Origin of the sequence: Streptomyces sp. CG 926 (assembly GCF_003148825.1) — a bacterium.
Lineage (GTDB): Bacteria > Actinomycetota > Actinomycetes > Streptomycetales > Streptomycetaceae > Streptomyces.
Genome location: NZ_QGGZ01000002.1, coordinates 494,299 through 513,496, shown reverse-complemented (window position 1 = coordinate 513,496; position 19,198 = coordinate 494,299). Strand labels below are relative to the sequence as shown.

The window sequence follows — 19,198 nt, the reverse complement described above, 5'->3', positions numbered from 1 at the left end:
CCCCTGACGACGGGGAGGGAGTCGGGGGGACATGAAGCACGTAGGACCGGACGGTCCGACGCACGTCGGGCCGTTCAAGGTGGCCGGTGTGCTCGGGCAGGGCGGCATGGGGCGGGTGCTGCTGTGCGCGGGGCCCGACGGGCGGCTCGTCGCCGTCAAGCAGGTGCTCGCGCACTTCGCCGACGACGAGGGCTTCCGGGCCCGGTTCCGGCGCGAGGTCGCCGCTTCGCGCAAGGTCTCTGGTGCCTACACGGCCGCCGTCATGGACGCCGACCCGGACGCGCCGACGCCGTGGCTGGCCTCGGTGTTCGTGGCCGGGCCCTCGCTGGGCGCCGTGGTCAAGGCGGACGGGGTGCTGGACGAGGACGCCGTCCACCGGCTCGCGGCCGGGCTGGCGTCGGCCCTCGCGGAGATCCACCGGGCGGGGCTGATCCACCGGGACCTCAAGCCGGACAACGTACTTCTCACCGAGGACGGCGTGCGCGTCATCGACCTCGGTATCGCGCGCGTCACCGAGGGCGAGGCGGAGGCGGAGGGCGACACCGGGCTGACGCGCACCGGGTGGGTGATCGGTTCGCCGTCGTTCATGTCGCCCGAGCAGGCCGAGAGCAAGCCGCTGACCCCGGCGAGCGATGTGTTCTCGCTCGGCTCGATGCTGGTCATGGCGTTCACCGGTAGCAGCCCCTTCACCGGGGCCTCGACCCTCCGGACGCTCTACGACGTGGTGCACTCCACCCCCGACCTGAGTGCGGTACCGGTCGGTCTGCGCGGGATCGTGGAGCGCTGCCTGGCCAAGGACCCGGCCGCCCGGCCCACACCGGCGGAGCTGCTGGAACTCCTCGGGCCGGTCGCCCCGGCCGGGCGGCAGTGGCCGGCCGCCGTGGACCGGATGCTGGCCGACCAGCGCACCGCCATCGACCGGCTGTTGTCCGGTGGGCCGGGGACCGTGTCGGTGCCACCGACGCCGACGCCGGTGCCCGCTGCCGCGCCCGGGCCCGAGCTCAGGTCCGCTCCGGCTCCCGTTCCCGTGGCCGATGCGGCGGTGGATCGGGTGGCCGCGGCCACGGCGACCGAGCCGTCGCACACCCTGCCGCGGTCGCGGTCGCGGACGGTTGCCCTGGTGGCCGCCGGGGTGCTGGTGGCGACGGGTGTCGGCGTGGGCGCGTACGCCCTGGACGGGGTGGCGGGGGGCGTTGCACCCGCTGCCTACGCCGACGTACCGGCCTGTCCCAAGGTCACCCGGAACATCGCGTTGACCGGGCGGGATGCCAAGGAGGACTTCCACAGTACGACCGAGAGCCAGGCGCACACGATGTGCTCCTGGTTCGACCCCATGACAGGCGGTCGGATCGGGCAGGTCCGGTGGGACGTCAAGCGGGGCCGTGACGACGTCGGCAACGCGAAGCTCCAGCAGACCGCCTTTGCCGCGGACGCGGCCGAGGGGAGGCGGGCGAGCAACCTCGGATTCGGCGACGGGGCGTACTGGAAGTCCGGCGACACCGACCAGACCTGTGTCCTCAACGTCCGGAGCGGCAATCTGGTCGTCTCGGCCTCCGTCCACCATCCGGGGGCCTGCGAGCAGAAGGCCAAGGAGGTCGCCAAGGCCGCGCTGGCGGCGGTGCCCGCCACATCCGGCTGAGGGCTCCGCAGGGCTCCGTCCTACTGCTTCTCCTGCTGCCGTCGGACCATCTCGCCGATCCAGGCGGGTGCGAACGGGGACGTGCAGTTCGGGGGAGTCGGGTAGTCCTTGAGGACTTCCAGCCGCTCGCCGATGTCGATCGCGCGGGCGCGGTGCTCGGGGTGCTCGATGCCGATCTGGGCCAGGCAGTGGTTCATCGCCCACTGCAGACGCTCCGGGGCGTCCTTCATCTGCGCCTCGATGACATCGAGCAGTCCCGGGAGGTCGAGGCCGTCGGGCTTCTTCGCGACCCGTTCGGTGGTCAGGGCCCAGCCGGCGCTCGCGACCACCGGATCGGGATCCGCGAACCAGGCGAGCCGCAGCTCCTCGGCGTGCGGGCTCTTCTTGACGACGTAGTTCACGAGCCAGTCGTGCACCTTGGGGGTGCGGGACGCGCGCAGCATGGCGTCCAGCTCGTCCCGCTCGAAGGCCTTCGGGCGGCAGATCAGCAGGGCCAGGAGCCTGGCCGCGCTGTCGTCGGTCTTCCAGAGGTCGCGTGCGAGGTCCTGCTGCGTCTTGAGCCGCTTGGCGACCGCGCGCAGCTTGGTGAGGTTCACGCCGTGATCGTCGCCGTGCCGCTCGTTGACCTCGCGCATCCGCGGGTCCTCCAGCCCGGCCAGCTCGGCCATGACCTGCTCGACCGTGGTCCCGGTCGTCCCGGTCATCGTGGCCTCCTACCCTTCGTGGATGAGTTCCGGCCACCCTATGGCGCTCCGGATCCGGGCCGGTGGTCCGCCTCAGCGGAACTCGTGGACCACCTGGATCTCGCCGACGATGTGGGCGTTGAACTCGTCCAGCTCCTCCGCCGGGACCCAGAGCTCGAGGATCGTCCGGCCGCCCGCCTGCTGGACGGGGTAACGGGTCAAGAACTCCGAGTCGACCTCGAAGCGGGTGACGAAGCCGACGCCGCTGTGCTTCACGTTCCAGTCACGGGCGATCCTGATCGCGTAGTCCTCGTTGAGGACCGGGTAGAAGATCGGCTGCTCGGGCAGGCGGGGCGGCCACGCGCGCCAGTCCAGCTCCCGCACCAGGTCCAGCTCCTCAGGGCCGGTGGGGCGCCACAAGGTCGTCGTCTGCGGGGCGGTCATGTGCGTCGCTCTCGGAACGGGTCCGCCGGGCCGGCGGGTCGGGGGACCGGACGCTACCGGCATCGGGTTCCCGGCGGCTACGCGGTTTCCGCACCGGCGGTCCCGCGTTCCTACGGCCCGGCCGCGGCCTTCGCGGCGGACATGGTCCGCTGTTTGGCGGCCAGTGGCTCCGCCAAGGTGCTCTTGTTGGACTCGATCGCGTACCGCTGGTATTCGCTCTCGGCGTCGGACCATACGCCGATGAGGTTCACCTTCTGCTTGCACAGGACGTCGGCGAGGGCCACTTCCTTCTCGTGGGGTCCGGGGGTCGCGGCGCTGAATTCCTTGTCGTTGATCGCGGCGAGCGGATCGGGATAGGTGTGACCGGATTCCTTCATGCACGTCGACCAGGCCTCGGTCGCCTTCACCACCGCGGGGGCCTTCTGGGACTTCAGGTAGCTCTCCATGTTGAGCTTCTGCGGAAGCGCCAGGGCTTCCTGCAGATCCGTTTCGTGGAGTTCTCGTTGTGCCTGTCCCGCGCAGCCGCCTTCCGGTACGGGTACGCCGTTGTGCGTGGTGGCTTGGCCCGTGACGAGCGGCATGATCGACGATGGGTAGTCTTCGGCCGTTTTCGCCACGTCCGGCACGTGATAGCCGTGTTGCTTCGCGAGTTCCGCGTCGGCCAGGCCGTAGCGCCGCTCGTTCGTTTCGATATCGGTGTTTGCTCGCGCTTCGGGCGTGTACGGGGCGCCCAGTCCGGCCAGGCACTTCCGCATGAGGGAATCGCGTCCCCGGGCGAGCTCGCCGGCGTCGATCGTCGTCAGTAGGTACTCGTCCAGCGGCAGTTCGAGGGCCTTGCTGTCGGCGAGCCGGTGCGCCGCCGTCGGCCCCGGGGTTTCGCCGGGGGCGGCGGGGTCGGCCGCGCAGGCGGACAGGAGCGGGAGCAGGAGCACCGCCATGCCGGCACACGCTCGGGAGGAAGGGGAGGTCACGTTCACTGGATTCCTCTACGGGTGGCAAGGACGGGTGCCCCGCGGCCGCGATCGCGGCGGCGGAACACCCTTTCCCGGTCACAGCACCAGGCGCCGATGCTCAGCAGATCATGTCCCTGAGGGACGCGTTGTTGTTGTACGTGTTCACGAGGTTCCGGGACGTGTGCGCCTGGACGGTGTCGTACGGGCCGGAATAGTTCGAGTTGTAGTAGACCCGGTAGCAGTAGTTAGAGGCGTTCTGGGTCGAGGCGGCATTGTTCTTCACCGGCTCGCCCTCACCATTGGCCCACGTGGTGAATATTTCCCCGGCGAGATTGGGTACGTCGCCGTCCGTGAACCAGCGGGCGCCACCCTGGTTCGAGTTGTAGTAGAGACAGAAAAAGCCGGTGTTGCACGCGTATGCGCTCGCCGGGGTGGCCATTCCGATGGTGACGCCGGCTGCGGCAGCCAAGAGTGCCAGGGTCCGCTTCATGCGCATGATTCATCCCCCTATGTCGTGGTGTTCTCTGCCGACACCAAATCTGGCGCGACGAGGGGGAGTCGGTTCCCGGATGCGGCACGCTCGGACCCGGGCCGGCCGTGTCGGTGCCGACTATAGTGAATGGCCCATTGGTACTCAACGGCCTGTATATAAGACCGAGTTGAGGTGTATTGGGTTCGGTGGACCTTCCGAGTGGGGGTGCACTCAGATGTGCAACTCGGGCGGGAAACCGGTCCATCGCAGCTCGGCCGGTAGGTGCCGCATGTCGTTGGAGAACAGGACGCAGGCGGGCCGGTCGGGCGCGTACCGGATGACCGTCAGGGCGGCGTTGGAATGGTTGAGGCCGAGCCAGCGCCATTTCGGCGCGAACATGGCGTCCCGAACGAGCCAGGCGACCAGGAAGTTGTGCGTGACGACCAGCTCGTGCCGGTCCTCGTCCCCGTCCACCGGCCCGGCGAACAGGTCCATCGCCCGGCGGGCCAGCTCGGGCCCCTGCTCACGCTCCTCGGCGGAGGCGCCTTCGAGGAAGCGGAGATAGAGGTCGGCCGATTCCGGCGGGAGCTCCTCCCGTGCCGGTAGGTACGGGACGTAGTCGCCGGCCGCTTCCGAGCGGTGCAGGGGGACGCCGGTCAGCTGGTCGCCGATCAGGCGCGCCGTCTCCTGCGCCCGGGGCAGCGGGCCGTGATGGACGGCCGCGAGGGGCACGTCCTTCAGGCGCCGGCCGAGCAGGACGGCCTGCCGGCGGCCGTTCTCGGTGAGCCCGCTCTCGTCCGGCAGCGCCTCGCCGTGCCGGACGAGATAGAGGTATCGGGTGGCCGTGCCGGTCATTCGTGACTCCTTCGAACTCGCGATCGATCTTGTCATCGGTGGACGTCACCCCTTCCCGCCCCGGTTCCCGCCTCCGACTCACCTCACATCTGACCTTCCGTCAGATTGGAACGTGTTCTAGTCTGCCGCGCATGGGCATCGGAATCACACAGGAGCAACGGGAGTTGGCCGAGGCGGTGCGCGGCTGGGTCGCGCGGGCCGTGCCTCCCGAGGAGGTCCGCAAGCTGCTCGACACCCCGCCGCAGACCGGGTCGCGGCCCGCCTACTGGGACGCGCTGACCGCGCAGGGGCTGCTCGACCCGCACCTGGACGGCGGCACCCTGCTCGACCTGGCCGTCGTCGTCGAGGAGGCCGCCCGGGCCGCGCTGCCCGGGGCGTACCTGCCGAGCGCGCTGGCCTCCGTACTGCTGGACCGGGCCGGCGCCGAGCCGCTCGAAGGCCGGGTCGGGGCGGTCGCGCTCGGACCCGGGACGCTGACCGCCGTCGCCGTCGAAGGCGGCGGGTACCTGCTCGACGGACTCGCCCCGCCCGTCCTCGGCGCCGGCGAGGCCGACCTGGTGCTGCTCGCCGCCGAGGCCGCGCACGGCACCCGCTGGTTCGCCGTGGACGCCGCCGCGCTGGACATCCGGACGCACGAGAGCGCCGACCCCACCCGCCCCACCGCCGAGGTGCGGGCGCGCGGGGTCGCCACCGCCCCCGACCGGCTGCTGGACCTGGACGCGGCCCTGGTCCGCGACCTGGCCTGCACGCTCTTCGCCGCCGACGCCTGCGGCACCGCCGCCTGGGCCCTGCACACGGCCGCCGAGTACGCGAAGGTGCGCGAGCAGTTCGGCCGGCCCATCGGGCAGTTCCAGGGCGTCAAGCACCTGTGCGCCGACATGCTCGTCCGGCTGGAACAGGCCCGGGCGCTGGCCTGGGACGCCGCACAGGCCATGGACGAGCCCGCCGACGTGCGCTCGCTGGTGGCAGCCCTCGCCGCCGGGACCGCCCTGGACGCCGCCTACACCTGCGCCAAGGACTGCATCCAGCTCCTCGGCGGGATCGGCTTCACCTGGGAGCACGACGCCCACATCTACCTGCGGCGGGCACTGGTCGCCCGCCAGCTGCTCGGACCCGGCGACGGGCATCGGGTCCGGGCCGTGCGGTGCGCGGCGGGCGGTGCGCGGCGCGAGCTGCGCCTGGAGCTCCCGGCGGAGGCCGAGACGTACCGCGCGAAGGCCCGGACCGCCATCGCGGACGCCCGCGGGCTCGACCCGGCCACCGCCCGCCGGATCCTGGCCCCCACCGGCTACGCCGCCCCCTACCTGCCGCCCCCGTACGGGCTCGGCGCGGGCCCCGTCGAACAGCTCGTCGTCCAGCAGGAGCTGGCCGCGGCCGGCGTGAAGGTCGCCGACCTCGGGATCGCCACCTGGGTGGTGCCCTCGCTGCTCGCCTACGGGACACAGGCCCAGCGGGAGAGCTACCTCCTGCCGACCCTGCGCGGCGACGTCACCTGGTGCCAGCTCTTCTCGGAGCCGGGCGCGGGCTCCGACCTTGCCTCGCTGCGGACCCGGGCGGAGCGGCGGGAAGACGGCTCCTGGCGGGTCAACGGCCAGAAGGTGTGGACGAGTTCCGCGCACAGCGCCGACTTCGGGATCCTGCTGGCCCGGACCGACCCGGCCGCACCCAAGCACAAGGGGCTCGGCTACTTCGTCGTCGACATGAAGAACACCCCCGGCATCGACATCCGACCGCTGAAGGAGATCACCGGCGAGGCCCTCTTCAACGAGGTGTACTTCGACGACGTGGACCTCCCGGCGGACGCGCTGGTCGGCGCGGCCGACGGCGGCTGGAAGGTGGCCCGCAACACCCTCGGCAACGAACGCGTCCACATGGCCGACCAGATGACCTTCGACACCGGTCTGGAGGCGCTCCTCGCGCGCGCCGCCGACCTCGACGGCACCTACCGGGCGCGGATCGGCGCCCTCGCCGCCGAGGCGCACGCGCTGGCCTGCATCGGGCTGCGCACCACGCTTCAGCAGGTGTCGGGGCTGGAGCCGGGCGCGGGTGCCTCCGTACGCAAGCTCGTCCAGACCCCGCACCAGCAGCGGACCGCCGAGCTCGCGCTCGAACTGCTGGGACCGGCGGGCGCGGTGCGGGAGGGGGTGGGGGAGCGGGCGGTGCACGGGATGCTCATGTCCCGCTGCCTGACCATCGCCGGGGGCACCACACAGGTCCAGCTCAACGTCGTCGCCGAGCGGATTCTCGGCCTCCCGAGGGACTGAAGGGACACCAGGGGCATGAAGTCGTACATCGTGGGCGTCGGCATGACGAAGTTCGAGAAGCCGGAGTCGCGGGACTGGCAGTACTGGGACATGGCGAAGGAGGCCGGGACGGCGGCGCTCGCGGACGCGGGCGTGGACTACGCACTGGTCGAGCAGGTCCCGGTGGGCTACTGCTTCCAGGCCTCCACCGCCGGCCAGCGGGCGGCGTACGAGCTGGGGCTGTCCGGGGTGCCGGTCTACAACGTCAACAACAACTGCGCGACGGGTTCGACGGCGCTGATGATGGCGCGGCAGTTCGTGCAGGGCGGGATCAGCGACTGCGTGCTGGCGCTCGGCTTCGAGAAGATGAAGCGCGGCGCGCTGGGCGGGGGAGCCGACGGAGGCGACTTCAAGACCTCACCGGTGGCCCGGCACTACGGGATCATGGCCGCCGGCCACGGCTTCGAGATGTCCCCGCCCACCGCGCAGATCTTCGGCAACGCGGCGCGGGAGCACATGGAGCGGTACGGGACCACGCCCGCGCAACTCGCGGCCGTCGGCGCGAAGAACCACCGGCACTCGGCGAACAACCCGAACGCGCAGTTCCAGGACGTGTACTCGGTCGAGGAGATCCTGGCGGCGAAGGAGATCCACGCGCCGCTGACGAAGCTCCAGTGCTCGCCGACCTCGGACGGCGCGGCCGCGGCCCTGGTGGTGTCCGAGCGGTTCGTGGTGCGGCACGGGCTGCACGACAAGGCGGTGGAGATCGTCGGCCAGGCGATGACGACGGACACCGAGGCCTCCTTCGCCTCCGGCTCCTGCATCGACGTCGTCGGCAAGCCGATGACGGCGGCCGCGGCCCGGCAGGCGTACGAGGCCTCGGGGCTCGGCATCGAGGACGTGGACGTGGTGGAGCTGCACGACTGCTTCTCGATCAACGAGCTGCTGACGTACGAGGCGCTGGGCATGTGCGAGGACGGCGCGGCCGGGAAGTTGGTGGAGTCGGGCGCCACCACCTACGGCGGGCGGTGGGTGGTGAACCCGTCCGGCGGGCTGATCTCCAAGGGCCATCCGCTGGGGGCGACCGGACTGGCGCAGGCGGCGGAGCTGGTCTGGCAGTTGCGGGGCGAGGCCGGGCCGCGCCAGGTCGCGGGGGCGCGGGTGGGACTGGCGCACAACATCGGGCTGGGCGGCGCGGCGGTGGTCACCCTCCTGCGGCGGTGAGGGGAACGCGCTGTTCGGCCACGGGGGCGGAGCGTTAGGCTCCGCTCCCGTGAGCGAGATACACGCAGCATCCTTCACCGCCACCGGCAGCGTGACCAGGGACGAGTACGACGAGGCCGCCAGGGCGGCGGGGTTGTTCCGGCGGGGCCGGGTGGTGGCCGCCCTCGGTACGGTCCTGCTCGCTTCGGCGGGCGTGACGCTGTCCTCGGACGGCCTGACCCTGGACCCCGTCCCCCTCGGGGTCGCGGTGGTGTACGGCCTCTTCGGGCTGTTCGTGCTGCCGCGGTGGGCGGTGGCCCGGGGCTTCCGCAGCGGCAGGGCCGCCGAGGAGAAGCGGGTCGTGGTGGACGGCTCGGGCATCGAGGTGTTCCGGGGCGAGGAGTCGCAGCGGATCGTGTGGGACGAGATGCGCTACTACCACGAGACGCCCCGGCTGCACGTGTTCGTGGGCCGTTCCCGCCGCCGGACGTGTCTCGTGGTGCTGCCCAAGCGGTTGTTCACCGCCCCGGGCGAGAGCGACCTCCTCGCCGCCTTCGGGCAGGAGCGGGCCGGCGACGGCTCGTAGCGCCGACGGTTCGCGGTGCCGACGGTGCGTGGCGCCGACGTGCGTGGCGCCCGGTCGGGATCAGCGGGGCGCCGCCTTCAGTTCGCAGCGGCCGTCCGTGCACTCCCGTCGCAGGCGGCCCCGGGAGAGCGTCTGGGCCAGTCCGATCGCCCAGCACATCGGGCAGCCGCGCAGCGCCAGCAGGCCGACCGGGGCGAGGGCCAGCGTGAGCGGGCCGTAGACCGGCAGGAGGGCGACGGAGCCGATCAGGGCGCCGAGCCCGATCGCGCCGCGGGCCAGGTGCCGGGGCAGGGAGGAGCTCGCGAAGTCGCGGCCGTCAGCGGTCTGCATCGTCGCCTCCAGGCGTCGGGTGAAGGGTGTGCCGAAGGGTCGCGCGGGCCCGGTGCAGCCGGGACTTCATCGCGGCGGGTGTGAGCCCGAGCGCGTCCGCGGCCATCCGGCCGCTGTAGCCCTGGATGTCCCGCATGATCAGCACCCGCCGCTGGTCGGCGGGGAGGGCGGCGATCGCCCGCGCCACCCGGGCGGCCTCCAGGCGTTCCAGTACCTCCTCCTCGGCCGAGACGACCGCCTCGTCGGTGTCCGGCAGCGGAGCGCGCTCGCGGGGCATCAGCTTGGCCCGGCGCAGGCACTCGTTGCGGACGATGCGGAACATCCACGAGGCCAGGGCGCCGGACGCGCGCAGCATGCCGATCTTCCGGTAGAGGATGATCAGCGCCTCCTGGGCCGCGTCCTCGGCGTCCTCGGGTGAGGCGCACAGCGAGAACGCGAACCTCCGCACGTTCGGGTGCGATCCGCAGACCAGCGCGGTGACCGCGTCGAGGTCCCCGCCCTGCGCGGCGACGATCAGCGGCTCGGCGGGCCAGGTCGACTCAGCCACGGGAGCGGCTCCGTCGGCGCGCCACGAGGACGGTGCACGTGCAGAGCAGGAGCAGGACGACGGCGCCCACGGCGACAAGAGTGATCACGACAACCTCCGGGTCAGGTGCCGATCCGGGCGTCGGCACATGCATAAGAGGCGTGGGCGTCGCGAAAGGATTCACCCGAAGCCGACCCGGTTCATCCCAGGGCCGGGTCCACCACCGTCTCACCCGTCGAGGCGCGCCGGACGCAGTCTGCCAGGTCCCCGATCGGGCCGTCCCGCAGCACCAGTCCCACCGCGCCGGCGGCGAGGGCGGCCTCCGCGAGGCCGGGGTGCGCCGAGCCCGTCAGGACCAGCACCCGGCACTCCGGATCGTCGGCCAGCAGGGCGGTCACGGCCGCGAGCTCCTCCACCAGGGCCACCGCGGGCCGGGCCATGGGGTCCCGGACGACCTCGATGTCCGGCTGGAGGCCGAGCTGGAGCGCCAAGGCCGGGTTCGGCGGCTCCAGCAGGACGCGCAGGGCACGGACCTCACGGTGGTCAACAGGCATTTCTTCCACGCGGGCAGGGTATTGCCCCGCCTCCCGGCGGGCGCGCAACACGCTCCGTACGCAGTAGATCTGACGTGAAGTCAAGAGTCTTCCCAAGTGTGGGGGTGTGCGTTATACATTCCCTCACCGGTCGGGCCTAGAACGCGTTCTAGAACCGGCCCCCGCATGCGACCTCGGTGCGGCCGACGGTGCGGACGGTCGCACCGAGGTCTTCCAACGGCTGTTCGGCGGCCGTTCGGCGGCTGTCCGACAGCTGCCGACAGCTCCGCACGGCTCTTCCACGGCCCCGGTTCTCCAACGACAGGGAGCAGCACCCCCATGCCGATCGATGCCGCCAAGGCCCTCGCCGCCGACCCCCGCCTGGGGGAGATCGGCTGGGACCACAAGGACATCCAGCTCTACCACCTCGGCCTCGGCGCGGGCCGGCCGGCCACCGACCCGGACGAGCTGCGCTACACCCTCGAATCCAAGCTCCACGTCCTCCCCAGCTTCGCGACCGTCGCCGGCGCCGGGATGGCCATGATGGGCGGCCTCGCCGCCCCCGGGATCGAGATCAACCTCGCCGACGTGCTGCACGGCGGCCAGTCCATCGAGCTGCACCGGCCCGTCCCCGTCAAGGGCAGCGCCACCTCCACGGCCAAGGTCGCGGCGCTCTACGACAAGGGCAAGGCCGCCGTCGTGGTCCTGCGCACCGAGGTCGCCGACGCGGACGGGCCCCTGTGGACGAGCGACGCGCAGATCTTCGTACGGGGCGAGGGCGGGTTCGGTGGCGAGCGCGGCCCCTCCGTCCGGGAGGAACTGCCCGAGCGCGCCCCGGACCGCGTCGAGGAGCGGCACATCCGCGAGGACCAGGCGCTCCTCTACCGCCTCTCCGGCGACTGGAACCCGCTGCACGCCGACCCCGAGTTCGCCAAGACCGCCGGCTTCGACCAGCCGATCCTGCACGGCCTGTGCTCGTACGGGATGACCCTCAAGGCCGTCGTGGACACGGCCCTGGGCGGGGACGTGTCCCGGGTCCGCGCCTACCGCACGCGCTTCGCCGGGATCGTCTTCCCGGGCGAGACGCTGCGCATCCGGATGTGGCAGGAGCCCGGCCGCGTCCTGGTGTCGGTGACCGCCGTCGAACGGGACGACGCGCCGGTCCTCGCCGACACCGTCGTCGAGCACGCGTAACGACGAGCACGCGTCACCACGAGCACGCGTCACCACGAGCACGCGTAACCACGAGTACGAGACCCAAGGAGCCGCACCGTGCGCGCAGCACTGCAGAGCGAGATCGGCCAGGACAAGCTCGAGGTCGTCGACGACATGGAGGCCGTGGGCCTCGGCCCGGGCAAGGTGAAGATCCGGATCAAGGCCACCGGCCTGTGCCACTCGGACCTCTCCGCCATGAGCGGCGTCCTGCCGCAGCCCGCCCCCTTCATCCCGGGCCACGAGGGCTCCGGGGTGATCTCCGACGTGGGTGACGGGGTCACCACCCTCAAGCAGGGCGACCGGGTCCTCGTCTGCTGGCTGCCGCCGTGCGGCCACTGTCCGTCCTGCAAGCGCGGCCAGGGCCACCTGTGCCTGGCGAGCCTGGTCAACGCGGGCACCCCCAACTTCCGCCGCGCGGGCGGTGACATCTTCGGCTTCGCCGCGACCGGCACCTTCGCCGAGGAACTCGTGGTCGATGCCGCGTGCGCCGTCCCGATCCCCGACGACGTGCCCTTCGACATCGCCGCGCTCATCGGCTGCGGTGTCACCACCGGCCTCGGCGCGGCCATCAACACCGCCGAGGTGGAGGCCGGATCCTCGGTCGCCGTCATCGGCTGCGGCGGCGTCGGCATCTCCGTCATCCAGGGCGCCAAGGTCCAGGGCGCGGCCCAGATCATCGCCGTCGACCCGGTGGAGTCCCGACGCGAGGCGGCCCTGCGGTTCGGGGCCACCGAGGCCGTGGGCCCGGAGGCCTTCGACGACGCCAAGAACCGGATCACCGGCGGCGAGGGCTTCGACTACGTCTTCGAGGTCGTCGGCAAGTCCGCCACCGCGCAGACCGCCTACAAGATGACCCGCCGCGGCGGCAGCGTGGTGATCGTCGGCGCCGGCGCGATGGACGACAACTACCAGATCGACATGTTCTCGCTCTTCTTCGACGAGAAGAAGATCCTGCCGTCGATGTACGGCGGCGGGGACGTGCTCCGCTCCTACGAGCGCACCATCGCCCTGTGGCGGGCCGGCCGGGTGGACCTGGCGAGCCTGATCACGCACCGGGTGCAGCTGGCCGAGATCAACGACGCGCTCGACCAGATGCGTACGGGCGTGGCCCTGCGCACCTGCATCGAACTCTGACCTGCTCGAAGACCTGCGAGAGGAACGCTACGGATGTCACTCCCACTTGAGGGGCTCTCCGCCATCGTGACGGGCGCGGGCCGCGGGCTCGGCCGGGCCGAGGCGATCGAGCTCGCCCGGCTCGGCGCGAGCGTGGTCGTCAACGACTTCGGCCGGCCGGGCCGGGACGGCTCCGGGGAGCCCTCGGCCGCCCCGGCGCAGGAGGTCGCCGCGGAGATCCGCGCCGCGGGCGGCCGGGCGGTGGCGCACCTGGGCGACGTGGCCGACTTCGAGCAGGCGCGGGAGCTGGTCGAGCTGGCGGTCTCCAGCTTCGGGAAGCTGGACGTCCTCGTCAACAACGCGGGCATCCTGCGTGACCGGATGGTCTTCTCGATGTCGGAGGAGGAGTGGGACTCGGTGATCCGGGTCCACCTCAAGGGCCACTTCAACACCACCCACTTCGCCTCCGTGCACTGGCGCGAGCGCTCGAAGGCGGCCGGCGGCCCGGTCTACGGCCGGATCGTCAACACCTCCTCCGAGGCCTTCCTCGGCGGCTCGGCCGGTCAGCCGAACTACGCGGCGGCCAAGGGCGGCATCGTGGGCCTGACCACGTCCACCGCCCTGGCGCTCGCCAAGTACGGGGTGACGGCCAACGCCATCTGTCCGCGCGCCCGTACCCGGATGACCGAGGACGTCTTCGCCGGCTTCCAGGTCCCGGAGGAGGGCAAGTTGGACGCCCTCGCCCCCGAGCACGTCGCACCGCTCGTCGGCTACCTGGCCTCGCCCGCCTCGGCCAAGGCCAACGGGCAGCTGTTCGTCGTGCACGGCGGCATCGTGGTCGTCATGGAGCGCCCGAGGGTGGCCGCCAAGTTCGACACGGCCAAGGAGTCCTTCTCCTACGAGGAGCTCGACGAGCTCCTGACCCCGCACTACGACTCCCGCCCGGCGAACGAGACCTTCGCCGCGACGGAGGTCCTGGGCCTCAAGCACGCCTGACTCCGCGGGCGCGACAGCCCCCGCCGTCCGCCCTCCGCCCTCCGCCCTCCGCCCTAGCGTCCGGCCAGCGGTGCCTGCTGGAGCGGGACCGGGCGGGGGGCGGTCGGCGTGGCCGGCTCCGGCGCCACCGGAGTCACCGGCGGGGGAGGCGAGAGGGGCAGGTTCAGGCCGACCATCCCGCAGGGCACCTCGGGGGTCGCGTACGGGAGGTGCAGGCGGCCCTGCGCGCTCCACAGGCCGCTCCCGCCGAGCCAGCCCGTGGGGGCGGTGAGCCGGAAGACGCGCCGGTCGGCGGGGCGCCACAGCCCGATGTCGCCCTCGGGCAGCCGCAGCGCCACCCCGCAGGTCTCCGGCATCAGGGACTGGCCGGGCTGGACCGCGAACGGCCGGGCGTCACCGAGCCGGGCCAGGCACTCCGGGAAGCGGACGGGCAGGGAGCTGCCGAGTACGCCCCAGCCGAGGCGGGCGGTGCCCGGGGCGTCGGAGCGGATCAGCAGCAGCCCGCTGTCCGGGTCGGCCAGCAGCAGCCGGTCGTCGCTGTCCTCGGTGATCTGCAGCAGCGGGGACACCCCGCCGCTCCCCAGGTCCACGGCGACGGCCTTGGTGATGCCCTCCAGCTCGCGGTCCAGGGCCAGCAGTCGGCCCGCCCGGTCCAGCCAGACGCCGCCCGAGCACCGTCCCGGGATCCGGGCGACGGGCCGGGGCCCCGACGGGCCCCCGGTCACCTGCCAGACCGTGGTCACGGTGTCCTCCGCGGCCAGGGCGAAGGCGCCGGCTGCGGCCGGGCACGGCGGGAGCAGGCGCACCCGTACGCCCTCCTGCGCCTCCACGCCGCCCAGCTGGAGCTCCCCGGTGCTCGGCCCGGCCTCGGCTCCCGTCGGGTAGAGCAGCGCGAAGGCGTGCCGCTCCGCCACCCGCCGGTGGATCAGCACCCGTCCGTCGGCCAGCGGCAGCACCTCGCTGTCCGCCTCCTCGGGCTGGGCGAGCGGCAGCGGTACCGCGTACGCCTCGGGCCCGGCGAGGGTCCAGCGCTCCGCGTAGAGGGCGTCGCCCTCCCCGGCCAGCCGGGCGGCGTACGACCCGTCCGCGGCGATGGTGAACGCGGTCGTGGTCGTCATTTCGATGGCACAGACAGTCATCCGTGGTCACCTCCGGGGGGGAAGCTAGTTTTCGGGCATCACGGCGAACAACACCACCAACACCGCTTCACACATACGGGTGTCCGTGCGGCGATTCGCGCGTGGCGGACGAGGCGTTTGTGCTGTTCGGCATCGGGGCGGGGGCCCGCAACCGGTCCGGGGCCGGTCCCGGGGCAGGCCCGGCACGGAGCGGACGGCGGAAATCATCCGGTATGTCCTAGCCAGCAGGTCGGGGCCCCGTCCGGCAGGGCTGTCCTGACCGGGACGGTCGCCCCGGACGGTAGCCTTGGCCCGTGCCCCGTCTCTCTGAAGTCATCGCCGCGCTGGACGCTCTCTGGCCCCCCTCGCGGGCCGAGCAGTGGGATGCCGTCGGAACCGTCTGCGGCGACCCGGACGCCGAGGTCACCCGGGTGCTGTTCGCCGTGGACCCCGTTCAGGAGATCGCCGACGAGGCGGTCAAGCTGGGTGCCGATCTGATCATCACCCACCACCCCCTCTACCTCCGGGGCACCACCACCGTCGAGGCCGGCACCTTCAAGGGCCGCGTCGTGCACACGCTGATCAAGAACGACATCGCGCTGCACGTCGCGCACACCAACGCCGACACCGCCGACCCGGGAGTCTCCGACGCCCTCGCCGGCGCCCTCGACCTGCGCATCACCGGCCCGCTGGTGCCCGATCCGACCGATCCGGAAGGCCGTCGCGGCCTCGGCCGGATCTGCGAACTGGACCACCCCGAGACCCTGCGCGAGTTCGCGGCCCGCGCCGCGGCCTGGCTGCCGCCGACCGCCCAGGGCATCCGCGTGGCCGGCGACCCGGACATGCCGGTCCGCCGCATCGCCGTCAGCGGCGGCTCCGGCGACAGCCTCTTCGAGCAGGTCCGCGCCGCCGGTGTGGACGTCTTCCTGACCGCGGACCTGCGCCACCACCCGGTGTCCGAGGCCCGTGAGACGAGCCGCCCGCTCGCCCTCGTCGACGCCGCGCACTGGGCCACCGAGTGGCCCTGGTGCGAGCAGGCCGCCGCGCAGCTCGACGCGATCTCCGAGCGCCACGGCTGGGGTCTGCGGACCCACGTCTCGCGCGCGGTCACCGACCCTTGGACGGCCCACGCGCCGTCCGTCACACCCCCTTCTATCTCTGGAGCCCCCAACTGAACGCCGAGCCCGCCGACCAGATCCGACTTCTCGACGTCCAGGCGCTGGACGTCCGGCTGTCTCAGCTCGCCCACAAGCGCAAGTCGCTGCCCGAGCACGCCGAGCTCGACTCGCTCACCAAGGACCTGGCGCAGCAGCGCGACCTGCTCGTCGCCGCCCAGACCCAGGCGAGCGACACCGCGCGCGAGCAGACCAAGGCGGAGCAGGACGTGGACCAGGTGCGCCAGCGCGCCGTCCGCGACCAGCAGCGGCTCGACTCGGGCGTGGGCATCTCGGCCCGGGACCTGGCGAACCTGCAGAGCGAGGTCGTCTCCCTCGCCAAGCGTCAGGGTGACCTGGAGGACGTGGTCCTGGAGGTCATGGAGCGTCTGGAGGGTGCGCAGGAGCGCGTCGCCGGGCTGACCGAGCGCGTCTCGGCCCTGGAGGCCAAGGCCGCGGACGCCACCGCCCGCCGTGACGCGGCGACCTCCGAGATCGACACCGAGGTCGCGAAGGTCACCAAGGACCGCGAGGTCATCGTCGCGTCCATGCCGGCCGACCTGATGGCGCTGTACGAGAAGATCCGCGTCAAGCAGGGCGGGGTCGGTGCCGCGCGCCTCTACCAGCGTCGCTGCGAGGGCTGCCGGCTGGAGCTCGACATGGCCGAGGTCAACGAGATCAAGGCCGCGGCCCGCGACCAGGTCGTCCGTCACGAGAACTGCGGCCGCATCCTGGTCCGTACGGCCGACTCGGGCATCTGATGCAGACGTCCGTCCGGTTCGTGGTGGAGGCGGACGGTGGGTCCCGGGGCAACCCGGGGCCGGCCGGCTACGGCGCGGTGGTGCTCGACCCGGCGACGGGCGAGACGCTGGCCGAGCGCGCGGAGTACATCGGTGTCGCGACGAACAACGTGGCCGAGTACAAGGGCCTGATCGCGGGGCTCGCCGCGGCCCGTGAGCTCGCCTCCGACGCCCAGGTCCTGGTTCGGATGGACTCCAAGCTGGTCGTCGAGCAGATGTCGGGCCGCTGGAAGATCAGGCACCCGGACATGAAGCCGCTCGCCGCCGAGGCCGCGCGGATCCTGCCGCGCGCGCAGGTCACGTACGAGTGGATCCCGCGCGAGCAGAACAAGCACGCGGACCGGCTCGCGAACGAGGCGATGGACGCGGGCAAGCGCGGCAAGCAGTGGGAGCCGTCGGCGTCCACGGCCGCCCTCGACCACGGCGCGGCGCGCGCCCTGGCCACCCCGCCGGCGCCGGTGGGCCCGCCGGGGGACGCGGCGAAGGGGGCCGCGGCGGTGCGAGCGGCACTGGTCACCGCCGCCGCGGGCACGGCCACGCCCACGCCCATGCCCACGTCCGCCCAGGAGCTCGCCGACGCGCTGTTCGCCGACGACGAGGCCCTGACCGAGGCCATCGAGCCCTGCCTCGACGCCGATGCCCCGGCGGTCGCCGCCGGCAGCCACGGCTGGGGCCCGGATATGGGGGCACCGGCCACCTTCGTGCTGCTGCGGCACGGGGAGACCGCCCTCACCCCGCAGAAGCGCTTCTCCGGCAGCGGCGGCAGTGACCCCGAACTCTCCCCGGCGGGCCTGCGGCAGGCCGCCGCGGTCGCCGAGGCGCTGGCCGCCCGCGGCACCGTCCAGACGGTCATCAGCTCCCCGCTGCGCCGTTGCCGGGAGACCGCGAAGGCGGTCGCGGACCGCCTCGGCCTGACCGTGACGGTCGAAGAGGGCCTGCGCGAGGTGGACTTCGGGGCGTGGGAGGGCCTGACCTTCGCCGAGGTGCAGCAGCGCTTCCCGGACGACCTGCAGGCGTGGCTGGACTCCCCGAAGGCGGCCCCGACGGGCGGCGGCGAGAGCTTCATGTCCGCCACCCGCCGGATCTCGGCGACCCGCGACCGTCTGCTGTCCGCGCACGCGGGCCGCACGGTCCTGCTGGTCACCCATGTGACCCCGGTCAAGATCCTGGTCCGCCTGGCCCTGGGCGCCCCGCCGGAGGCTCTGTTCCGCATGGAACTCTCGGCGGCGTCGCTGTCGGCGGTGGCCTACTACGCGGACGGCAACGCCTCGGTCCGCCTCCTGAACGACACCTCCCACCTGCGGTAGGGCCTGCGGGGGGCCGGGCGGGATCCAGGCCCGGCGGGGCCGTTCCCTCGGGCCGGGCGGGATCCGGTGCGGGTCGTTCCTTCGGGCGGGGCGGGAACTCGACCACGGTGCGGACCGGTCCGCGGGGCGGGGCGGGAACTCGACCACGGTGCGGGCGGGTCCGCGGGGCCGGGCAGGGGTGTCTCCTCGGCTCGCGCGACGCGGGCACGTCTCGGCTGTGGGTCGGTGGTTGCGCGCTCGTCCTGCGGGGACACCCCTGCCCGTCCCCGCTCCCCATGCGTCGGGGCGGCTTCGGGGCACTGTCGAACGCATCGCCGTGGGGCGGGGACACGGGGGAGTGTCCCCGCAGGACGAGCGCGCACCACCGGGTACAGCCGAGACATGCCGTACCGCGCGAGCCGAGGAGACACTCCGCCGGGGCACCGACCCACACCGAAGCGATCCCTGCCGGGAGCCACCGGGTACGCGCAGCCGAACCCAGCCCCGCCGGCGATTGAGGCGCGGGGCCCGGGGCCCGGGGCAGCACCCCGCCACCACCGCCCCAGCGGGAGCCCGAGGGCTGATGCCGAGAACCGCCTCCCCGAACGGGAGTGGAAGCGGCAGACGAGCCGGCCTGTACGCCGGGTTCTGTCGCCCGGTGACCTCGCGGTCGCCGGGGAGACGGCCATCCATCTAGGACCGGTGTTGCCACCGGCCTCGTGCGGTCTACCCGCGAACTCGGGCGAGCAGCCCTCGATCGTTCGCGCAGACCCGTCCGGGGACGGATCCTCTTGACCTTGCTCCGGGTGGGGTTTACCTAGCCGCCTGAGTCACCTCAGGCGCTGGTGGTCTCTTACACCACCGTTTCACCCTTACCGAGGGCCGAAGCCCCTGGCGGTCTGTTTTCTGTGGCACTGTCCCGCGGGTCACCCCGGGTGGCCGTTAGCCACCACCCTGCCCTGTGGAGCCCGGACGTTCCTCGGCGGGATCCTGAGACCCCGACGCGGCCGCCCGGCCGACTCGTCTGCCGTGGCGACCATGTTACCCGG

19 protein-coding genes and 1 other RNA gene are annotated in these 19,198 nt (G+C 72.5%); 10 read left to right on the top strand and 10 right to left on the bottom strand.

Annotated features, from left to right (window positions below; all coding sequences use genetic code 11):
* The first annotated feature begins 31 nt into the window (after nt 1–31).
* Nucleotides 32–1,639: a serine/threonine-protein kinase gene (locus BCL76_RS07420; RefSeq protein WP_109778708.1), complete on the top strand. Its 1,608-nt coding sequence runs from the start codon at nt 32–34 to the stop codon at nt 1,637–1,639.
* A 20-nt stretch (nt 1,640–1,659) separates the two neighbouring features.
* Here BCL76_RS07420 and BCL76_RS07415 read toward each other — a convergent pair whose 3' ends face one another.
* The 5 genes from BCL76_RS07415 to BCL76_RS07395 form a co-directional block, all read right to left on the bottom strand.
* Nucleotides 1,660–2,343 carry a DNA alkylation repair protein gene (locus BCL76_RS07415; RefSeq protein WP_109778707.1) on the bottom strand — a complete coding sequence of 228 codons (684 nt, stop codon included), beginning with the start codon at nt 2,341–2,343 and terminating at the stop codon, nt 1,660–1,662.
* A gap of 72 nt (nt 2,344–2,415) precedes the next feature.
* Nucleotides 2,416–2,766, bottom strand: coding sequence for a hypothetical protein (locus tag BCL76_RS07410; RefSeq protein WP_109778706.1), 351 nt, complete (start codon nt 2,764–2,766; stop codon nt 2,416–2,418).
* A 110-nt stretch (nt 2,767–2,876) separates the two neighbouring features.
* Nucleotides 2,877–3,704 (bottom strand): hypothetical protein, encoded by an 828-nt coding sequence (locus BCL76_RS07405; RefSeq protein ID WP_109778705.1) that lies wholly within the window; start codon nt 3,702–3,704, stop codon nt 2,877–2,879.
* Nucleotides 3,705–3,837: 133 nt separating this feature from the next.
* Complete coding sequence (locus BCL76_RS07400; protein ID WP_109778704.1) at nt 3,838–4,215, bottom strand: peptidase inhibitor family I36 protein; 378 nt, start codon at nt 4,213–4,215, stop codon at nt 3,838–3,840.
* 207 nt (nt 4,216–4,422) lie between these two features.
* Nucleotides 4,423–5,046 (bottom strand): histidine phosphatase family protein, encoded by a 624-nt coding sequence (locus BCL76_RS07395; protein ID WP_109778703.1) that lies wholly within the window; start codon nt 5,044–5,046, stop codon nt 4,423–4,425.
* A 131-nt stretch (nt 5,047–5,177) separates the two neighbouring features.
* On the opposite strand from BCL76_RS07395, the gene BCL76_RS07390 reads away from it, so the two are divergent.
* The 3 genes from BCL76_RS07390 to BCL76_RS07380 are packed head-to-tail and all read left to right on the top strand — an operon-like array spanning nt 5,178 to nt 9,078.
* A complete protein-coding gene (locus BCL76_RS07390) occupies nt 5,178–7,310 on the top strand; it encodes an acyl-CoA dehydrogenase (protein WP_109778702.1) in 2,133 nt (710 codons plus the stop codon).
* A gap of 15 nt (nt 7,311–7,325) precedes the next feature.
* Nucleotides 7,326–8,513 (top strand): lipid-transfer protein, encoded by a 1,188-nt coding sequence (locus BCL76_RS07385; RefSeq protein WP_109778701.1) that lies wholly within the window; start codon nt 7,326–7,328, stop codon nt 8,511–8,513.
* A 49-nt stretch (nt 8,514–8,562) separates the two neighbouring features.
* The gene (locus BCL76_RS07380; protein WP_109778700.1) at nt 8,563–9,078 is read left to right on the top strand and encodes a YcxB family protein; all 516 of its coding nucleotides are present in this window, start codon (nt 8,563–8,565) and stop codon (nt 9,076–9,078) included.
* Nucleotides 9,079–9,138: 60 nt separating this feature from the next.
* On the opposite strand, the gene BCL76_RS07375 is transcribed toward BCL76_RS07380, so the two are convergent.
* The 3 genes from BCL76_RS07375 to BCL76_RS07365 form a co-directional block, all read right to left on the bottom strand.
* Nucleotides 9,139–9,408: a hypothetical protein gene (locus tag BCL76_RS07375; RefSeq protein WP_109778699.1), complete on the bottom strand. Its 270-nt coding sequence runs from the start codon at nt 9,406–9,408 to the stop codon at nt 9,139–9,141.
* Nucleotides 9,395–9,955 (bottom strand): RNA polymerase sigma factor, encoded by a 561-nt coding sequence (locus BCL76_RS07370; RefSeq protein WP_109778698.1) that lies wholly within the window; start codon nt 9,953–9,955, stop codon nt 9,395–9,397. The genes BCL76_RS07375 and BCL76_RS07370 overlap by 14 nt, the downstream gene beginning before the upstream one ends.
* Before the next feature lie 179 nt (nt 9,956–10,134).
* Complete coding sequence (locus BCL76_RS07365; protein ID WP_078909768.1) at nt 10,135–10,488, bottom strand: response regulator transcription factor; 354 nt, start codon at nt 10,486–10,488, stop codon at nt 10,135–10,137.
* A 318-nt stretch (nt 10,489–10,806) separates the two neighbouring features.
* On the opposite strand from BCL76_RS07365, the gene BCL76_RS07360 reads away from it, so the two are divergent.
* The 3 genes from BCL76_RS07360 to BCL76_RS07350 all read left to right on the top strand — a co-directional run bounded on the left by BCL76_RS07360 (nt 10,807) and on the right by BCL76_RS07350 (nt 13,791).
* Nucleotides 10,807–11,661 (top strand): MaoC/PaaZ C-terminal domain-containing protein, encoded by an 855-nt coding sequence (locus BCL76_RS07360; protein ID WP_109778697.1) that lies wholly within the window; start codon nt 10,807–10,809, stop codon nt 11,659–11,661.
* A gap of 78 nt (nt 11,662–11,739) precedes the next feature.
* A complete protein-coding gene (locus tag BCL76_RS07355) occupies nt 11,740–12,816 on the top strand; it encodes a Zn-dependent alcohol dehydrogenase (protein ID WP_109778696.1) in 1,077 nt (358 codons plus the stop codon).
* Nucleotides 12,817–12,849: 33 nt separating this feature from the next.
* Nucleotides 12,850–13,791, top strand: a complete 942-nt coding sequence (locus tag BCL76_RS07350; RefSeq protein WP_109778695.1) for a 3-oxoacyl-ACP reductase — start codon at nt 12,850–12,852, stop codon at nt 13,789–13,791.
* Nucleotides 13,792–13,844: 53 nt separating this feature from the next.
* On the opposite strand, the gene BCL76_RS07345 is transcribed toward BCL76_RS07350, so the two are convergent.
* Nucleotides 13,845–14,909 carry a hypothetical protein gene (locus BCL76_RS07345; protein WP_258309407.1) on the bottom strand — a complete coding sequence of 355 codons (1,065 nt, stop codon included), beginning with the start codon at nt 14,907–14,909 and terminating at the stop codon, nt 13,845–13,847.
* A gap of 314 nt (nt 14,910–15,223) precedes the next feature.
* On the opposite strand from BCL76_RS07345, the gene BCL76_RS07340 reads away from it, so the two are divergent.
* From BCL76_RS07340 to BCL76_RS07330, 3 genes are read left to right on the top strand one after another with little or no spacing between them, the layout of a single operon-like run.
* A complete protein-coding gene (locus BCL76_RS07340; protein WP_030770587.1) occupies nt 15,224–16,084 on the top strand; it encodes a Nif3-like dinuclear metal center hexameric protein in 861 nt (286 codons plus the stop codon).
* A complete protein-coding gene (locus tag BCL76_RS07335) occupies nt 16,081–16,824 on the top strand; it encodes a zinc ribbon domain-containing protein (protein ID WP_181382473.1) in 744 nt (247 codons plus the stop codon). Before BCL76_RS07340 ends, BCL76_RS07335 begins: the two co-directional genes overlap by 4 nt.
* Entirely contained in the window at nt 16,824–18,170 is a 1,347-nt protein-coding gene (locus BCL76_RS07330) for a bifunctional RNase H/acid phosphatase (RefSeq protein WP_109778693.1), read from the top strand. The genes BCL76_RS07335 and BCL76_RS07330 overlap by 1 nt, the downstream gene beginning before the upstream one ends.
* A 600-nt stretch (nt 18,171–18,770) precedes the next feature.
* Here BCL76_RS07330 and rnpB read toward each other — a convergent pair.
* An RNA gene (gene rnpB, locus BCL76_RS07325) (RNase P RNA component class A) lies at nt 18,771–19,172 on the bottom strand.
* Nucleotides 19,173–19,198 lie beyond the last annotated feature (26 nt).

Excerpts from the sequence above, each read along its gene's own strand:
- BCL76_RS07420 (WP_109778708.1), top strand. The coding sequence starts at position 32 with ATGAAGCACGTAGGACCGGACGGTCCGACGCACGTCGGGCCGTTCAAG.
- BCL76_RS07415 (WP_109778707.1), bottom strand. The coding sequence starts at position 2,343 with ATGACCGGGACGACCGGGACCACGGTCGAGCAGGTCATGGCCGAGCTG.
- BCL76_RS07410 (WP_109778706.1), bottom strand. The coding sequence starts at position 2,766 with ATGACCGCCCCGCAGACGACGACCTTGTGGCGCCCCACCGGCCCTGAG.
- BCL76_RS07405 (WP_109778705.1), bottom strand. The coding sequence starts at position 3,704 with ATGGCGGTGCTCCTGCTCCCGCTCCTGTCCGCCTGCGCGGCCGACCCC.
- BCL76_RS07400 (WP_109778704.1), bottom strand. The coding sequence starts at position 4,215 with ATGCGCATGAAGCGGACCCTGGCACTCTTGGCTGCCGCAGCCGGCGTC.
- BCL76_RS07395 (WP_109778703.1), bottom strand. The coding sequence starts at position 5,046 with ATGACCGGCACGGCCACCCGATACCTCTATCTCGTCCGGCACGGCGAG.
- BCL76_RS07390 (WP_109778702.1), top strand. The coding sequence starts at position 5,178 with ATGGGCATCGGAATCACACAGGAGCAACGGGAGTTGGCCGAGGCGGTG.
- BCL76_RS07385 (WP_109778701.1), top strand. The coding sequence starts at position 7,326 with ATGAAGTCGTACATCGTGGGCGTCGGCATGACGAAGTTCGAGAAGCCG.
- BCL76_RS07375 (WP_109778699.1), bottom strand. The coding sequence starts at position 9,408 with ATGCAGACCGCTGACGGCCGCGACTTCGCGAGCTCCTCCCTGCCCCGG.
- BCL76_RS07365 (WP_078909768.1), bottom strand. The coding sequence starts at position 10,488 with ATGCCTGTTGACCACCGTGAGGTCCGTGCCCTGCGCGTCCTGCTGGAG.
- BCL76_RS07360 (WP_109778697.1), top strand. The coding sequence starts at position 10,807 with ATGCCGATCGATGCCGCCAAGGCCCTCGCCGCCGACCCCCGCCTGGGG.
- BCL76_RS07350 (WP_109778695.1), top strand. The coding sequence starts at position 12,850 with ATGTCACTCCCACTTGAGGGGCTCTCCGCCATCGTGACGGGCGCGGGC.
- BCL76_RS07345 (WP_258309407.1), bottom strand. The coding sequence starts at position 14,909 with ATGACGACCACGACCGCGTTCACCATCGCCGCGGACGGGTCGTACGCC.
- BCL76_RS07330 (WP_109778693.1), top strand. The coding sequence starts at position 16,824 with ATGCAGACGTCCGTCCGGTTCGTGGTGGAGGCGGACGGTGGGTCCCGG.